Here is a 5565-nt window from a genome sequence, read left to right as displayed (position 1 = left end):
GCGAAATTGTCGACCTTTTGGGTTTGTTTGTCGAGGCGATAAATGCCTTTGTTGGAGTTCGAGGTCCAGATGTTCCCTTTGCTGTCTTCGAACACGTACAGGTACCAGTCGCGCAAGGGCAAACCTTCGATAGGTTCAAAGATATCTTTGCTTTTATTGTACCGGTACACGCCGATAGTGGTGCCAACCAGTATGTCACCGGATGGTGTTTTGTGCAGGCGGCTGGTGGTCGATGATTTAAGCCCGGTTTTGGGGCTGCCGATGTAACGCCGTTTGTTTTTACCCGTGCGGATGTCGATAATATCAATGCCATTTTCCAGCGTGCCTGCCCATAATTCATCGCCATCGATCAGCAGGTTGTTAATGCAGATGTTGGATACACTGCTGCCGGGTACATCGGGCAGGAAGTGGATGAAACTGCCGGTGTGTGCGTCGATTTTGTTCAGGCCGGCATCTTCGGTACCTATCCAGTAATTACCCAGATGATCTTCCGTAATCTCCTTGATAATATTGCCGCTCAGCGAATTTCTTCCCGGTTGGTGAAACATCCGCTGGAACGGCCATAAAGGACGTGGCAGATAGTTGATTCCCTGGTGCAGCGTGCCCAGCCATATACCGCCTTCTTTATCTCTGTAAAAGCCATAAATACTATTGTCTGATATGCCCGACAGATCGCTGCTGTTTCGTTGCAATACTCTCGACTGACCCGTTTGCGGGTTGTAAATGAATACGCCTACACGGGTGCCGATCCATATTTCACTGGGCGATACCTGCAGGAAGCAGCGGATGAACAGGTTTTCAGGCTTTTCGCAACAAAGCGGTATGTCGGTATAATCGCCTTTTGCCACATCGAATATCTTAAAACCGCCCTTCTGACTACCGATCAATATTTTTCCATCGGGGGTACATTGAATGCGGTCGACCCAGGCCGGGTTTTTAAACGTTGAATGGGCGAAGAGGTCGTAGGCCTTAAATGTATCTGTGTTTTCGTTGTACTGCATTAGTACGCCTTCTGTAGTAACCGCCCAGAAGGTGCCGTTTTTATCCACCTGTATGCTGCTGGCATAAAAGTTTTTCACCGGATCAAATACCTTTAGGTTTTTGCCCTGCTTGTCGCAGCGCGATATCACGAAGCCTGCCAGCATCCATATGCGGCCTTGTTTATCGGTGGCCAGTTCGTCGAAGGAGTAGTAAGTAGAGGTGAATACGAAGGAGAAAGCGTCCTGTATAGGGTCGTACCTGTACACTTCTTTTTCGGTAGCCGTCAGCAGCGTGCCCGATTCGTCGAGGTGCAGTACGTGTACCCAGTTGTTGCCACTGCTCTCCGTGGGCGAATTGGCGAAGCGGTAAACTTTGAACTGGCTGCCATCGAACCGGTTCACGCCATCGCGGGTGCCAAACCACATAAATCCCAGGCTGTCCTGCACAATATCCTGCACGGTATTATGCGACAACCCCGAAGCAACGTCGTAATGCCTGAAGTTATAAGTTTGCCCGTGTACAATAGGCACAGTGCAAAAAAGATATATAAAAAAGAAGAGAAGCTTTCTGACGCGCACGCTGTACTAGTTTTTCTTTTATAACGTTTTTCGGGGTTTAAAGTAACGATTTTCCCCGAAGGCAAACGCTGCAAATAATTACGGCGACCAGTACAGCAAAAAACTTAGCCGGAACATTTTCGGTTTCGGGTGAATTGAAAAGAATATCTTATTATTGCGCCCCGCCCGAATTAGTACCGCCTGCAGGAATAATGTCTTAAAGACATTTAACAGGCCCCTGCGGTGCTTGATACGGTTGGGATTGGTACTTTTTATCGATTTTTTGGTACGAATTGTCGAAGAAGATTGAGATTTTTTGTCCAGTTTCACATAATAAGTCAACGCATCGGAATTACTCGTTATGAACATACTGCAAACCGCCATTTATCGCAACGGCATTTTTTCCTGTTTTTCAGCATTTTTCGGCTTTCAACCAACGAAGAAGTCTGCTGTATTTATTACATACTGCTATTTATATCAACAATAATAAATTTCACCAATTGATGCAATGGAATGCTTAGGCTTCCCTCACTAAACTAATTGACAAATTAAATTCCCTGTATGGAAAATTTTACACGTAACAGGCATGGCCAGGTAAGGCCAGCTGTGAAAAGTATCAACCGTAAGGTATCCTTACTAACATTTTTCCTCACCTTACTATTGTCGGGTTCGTTGTTTGCGCAGGAGCTTACCGTAAAAGGTAAAGTAACTGATGCTTCCGCTGCCGGTTTGCCAGGTGTTACCATTTCTGTAAAAGGAGGAAACGTTGGTACAGCTTCCGACCCGAACGGTAATTTCAGCATTAAAGCGGCCAGTGGCAGTACGCTGTTGTTCTCTTACATTGGCTTCGCTTCTAAGGAAGTGGTAGTTAACGGCGAAAATCTTGGTACGGTTACACTGGCTGCTGCCAGCCAGGACCTGATGGACGTAGTGGTAATCGGTTACGGTTCTGCCCGCAAGAAAGACCTTACCGGTTCGATCGCGCAGATCCGCCCCGACAAGATCGCCGATCAAAACCCGAATACGGTACAGGACATCCTGCGCGGTACACCGGGTTTGAGCATTGGTATGGACCCTTCTGCTAAAGGCGGTGGTTCTATCCAGATCCGTGGTCAGCGTTCGGTTTATACCGCTGCTGGTCACAATGATCCGTTGATTATCCTCGACGGTATGATCTTCTACGGTGAATTCTCCGAGATCAACCCTGACGATATCGCACAGATTGACGTGCTGAAAGATGCCTCGGCCTCTGCTATCTACGGAGCTAAATCAGCGAACGGCGTACTGATCGTGACTACTAAAAAAGGTCAGAAAGGTAAACCTAAGATCAACTTCACTTCTAACTTCGGTTTGTCTACCATGGGCGCTAACCGCCCGGTGTTTGACGGCAACGGTTATATGCAATACCGTGAAGACTGGTATAAAGCGCCTACTTACGGCCTTAATACTACCAGCGGTAATTACGAAGCTTACAGGTCGGGGCAGACGAATGTTGGTTTTTATGATGAGCCGACCAGCGAGAACCTCGCTAAGTATGGCATCACCATTGAGCAATGGAGAGCTTATACTGCCGGTACCAACGGTTCCGCGTCTGATGATGAAATATGGGGAAAACGCCTGCTGCTGCAAAGTGTAGTACTGAACAACTTCCTCAAAGGAAAGACGTTCGATTGGTATGACCAGTCGTTCCGTAATGGTTTTAACCAGGATTACAACATCAGTGCTTCCGGCGCAAGCGATAACATCAATTACTATATGTCGCTCGGCTACCTTTCTAACCAGGGTGTAGTTAAGGGTGACGATTATAAGGCGATCCGTGCTAACCTGAAAGTGGAAGGTAAAATCACCAAATGGCTGGAAATTGGCGGTAACATCAACTTCCAGAACCGTACAGATGGTAACCTGGCTACTGACTGGGGCACACAGATCATCCGTAACGCACCTTTCGCGAACTACCAGGATTCTACCGGCAAACTCATGGTTCACCCCATGGGCGATAACATGGTGAACAACTTCGGTTATAACTACGATTTTAACCGCCAGTACATGGACCTGAATAAAGGTTACACCGTGTTCAATGCCATCCTGACCACTAAAGTGAAATTGCCGTTTAATATTACATACTCCTTTAACGCTTCTCCGCGTTTCCAACACTTCCGCGACAGGTATTGGGAGTCAGCTTCTCATCCTGACTGGGGTGGTACCAATGGCCTCGTAAACCGTGAACAAACACAGCGTTTCGACTGGTCACTGAACAACACCCTTTACTGGGAACAGTCATTTGCCAAACACAGGCTGAATGTTACTTTGGTACAGGAAGCGGAAAACCGTCAGGTATGGACCGACAGGATTGAAGCCCGCGACATCCGTCCGAGCGACGCGTTGGGTTACCATGAAGTATTTTATGGCGACAAGCAGAAAAGCCGTTTTGATGCGAATGATATGAAAGAAACAGCCGATGGTTTACTGGGACGTTTATTCTACTCCTACGACGACCGTTACATGTTAACAGCTTCTGTACGTCGTGATGGTTACTCTGCATTCGGTACTTCTAATCCAAGGGCCACGTTCTTCTCTACTTCCGTAGCGTGGACGTTCACCAGCGAATCGTTCTTCAACTGGGAGCCACTGAGCCACGGTAAACTGCGTGCTTCATGGGGCCAGAACGGTAACCGCTCTTTGTCCGACCCTTACCTGGCACTCGCTGACCTGGGGGGGGGCGTTGGTGCAACTATGGGTTATCTTGACGGAAGTGGTAACCTCATTCAGTATCGTTACCTGTCAATGGGTCGCCTTGCTAATCCAAACCTTAGCTGGGAGAAAACAGAGTCGCTTAACTTTGGTCTGGACTTCGGCTTCCTGAAGGGGCGTATCAACGGATCACTGGATTACTACATCACACCAACGGTAGATATGATTATGAGCCGCTCTCTCCCGGATTTTACTGGGTTCAGCAACATTACTACCAACCTGGGTAAAGTAGAGAACAGAGGTTTCGAGATCAGCATTAACTCTCAGAACATCGTTAGCAAAAACTTTAACTGGAATACCACCTTCGGTTTCTCTAAATACAAAAATGAGATCCAGCACCTGTACTATGTGTACGATCAGATCAAAGATGCTGATGGTAACGTGATTGGTACTAAAGAAAGAGACGATATCGGTAATGGCTGGTTTATTGGTCAGCCGGTAAGCGCTATCTGGAACTACCGTGTAACTGGTATCTGGCAGGCGGATGAGGCTGTTGAAGCAGCCCGTTATGGTCAACGTCCCGGCGATCCTAAAGTAGCTAACAACTACACTGCTGATGATGTTAAGAACACGAACGGTACTACCACGCCGGTTTACAACGACAACGACAAAGAGTTCCTGGGACAAACAGCACCTCCGGTAATGTGGTCACTGCGTAACGATTTCTCTTATAAGAATTTCAACTTCTCGTTCAATATCTATTCGTACATGGGGCACAAGAGCCTGGATGGCGCTTACCTGAACCAGGATAACGGTACCTCGCTGGTAACCAACCTGGCGAATGCGTACGACAAAAAGTACTGGACTTTAGAGAACCCTACCAGCTGGGAAGCCCGTCTGGATGCAAAAGGTCCTGCAGGTGTGAACGCTCCCGGCCGACTCTACAACCGTTCTTTCGCCCGTCTGGAGAATATCACCCTGGGTTACACCCTGCCAACAAGCCTGATCAGCAGAGCTAACATCGAAAAATTAAAAGTATTTGCTTCAATCCGCAACGTAGCTGTTTGGAAAAAGGATAAAAACTGGGACTACTGGGATATGGAAACAGGTGGTATAGCACCAAGGATGTTCACGTTCGGATTAAATGTAAACTTCTAAATCGTTGAGTAATGAAAAGTATCTTCTCTAATATATTGAATCGTAAATCAGCTTTCCTGTTGCTGACGGCCGGAGCGCTTGCGCTGGCGCCGTCCTGCAAAAAAAGCTACCTGCAACCAGATCCGTTATCGTTCTACGAACCAGGTCAAACCTTTACCACCCGTAGTGGTCTGGATGC

2 protein-coding genes are annotated in these 5565 nt (G+C 47.5%); one reads left to right on the top strand and one right to left on the bottom strand.

Annotation, left to right across the window (positions count from 1 at the left end; all coding sequences use genetic code 11):
• Positions 1-1511 (bottom strand): two-component regulator propeller domain-containing protein (locus QZT80_RS00240; RefSeq protein WP_295116438.1); only part of this gene is annotated, 1511 nt, incomplete at its 3' end.
• A 588-nt stretch (positions 1512-2099) separates the two neighbouring features.
• Here QZT80_RS00240 and QZT80_RS00235 point away from each other — a divergent pair.
• Positions 2100-5387, top strand: coding sequence for a SusC/RagA family TonB-linked outer membrane protein (locus QZT80_RS00235; protein ID WP_295116436.1), 3288 nt, complete (start codon positions 2100-2102; stop codon positions 5385-5387).
• The last annotated feature ends 178 nt before the right edge of the window (positions 5388-5565 follow it).

Source organism: uncultured Chitinophaga sp., from assembly GCF_902168175.1.
Taxonomy (GTDB): Bacteria; Bacteroidota; Bacteroidia; order Chitinophagales; family Chitinophagaceae; genus Chitinophaga.
Note: the sequence above shows the minus strand (reverse complement) of the source record. Positions and strands in the feature narration are given on the sequence as shown.

Coding starts and splice junctions, on each gene's coding strand:
- QZT80_RS00235 (WP_295116436.1), top strand. CDS start 2,100: ATGGAAAATTTTACACGTAACAGGCATGGCCAGGTAAGGCCAGCTGTG.